The 287-nt window shown below is 74.6% G+C and carries 1 protein-coding gene; it reads right to left on the bottom strand.

Translation table 11 applies throughout. The features are described 5' to 3' along the window. Nucleotides 1-287 (bottom strand): fumarylacetoacetate hydrolase family protein (locus tag ACYF6T_RS44770; protein ID WP_461703735.1); only part of this gene is annotated, 287 nt, incomplete at both ends.

Here is a 287-nt window from a genome sequence, read left to right as displayed (position 1 = left end):
GCGACGAGTTCGACCTCCCAGTCCACCTTGCCCTGCGGGAGGGCGACGGTGGTGCGCGGGCCGGTGATGCAGGCCGGGAACTTGGTGAAGACGAGGGGCTCGCCGGGCGGCGTGAACCCCGCTTCCGCGGCGTGCGGCGGGTAGTTCAGGGCGATGGCGAACACCTGCCGAGGGCGGGGCACCGGCGCGCCCAGTGCGGTGGGGTCGACGGGGATGCCGTAGGCCCGGTCGGGCAGTCCGGCCGCCCACTCGCGTAGCCTGGGCCACTCCGCCAGCAGCAGCATCGG

This window comes from Streptomyces sp. 7R007 (genome assembly GCF_054850255.1).
The sequence above is the reverse complement of the archived record's forward strand: the minus strand, read 5'-3'. Positions and strand labels throughout refer to the sequence as shown.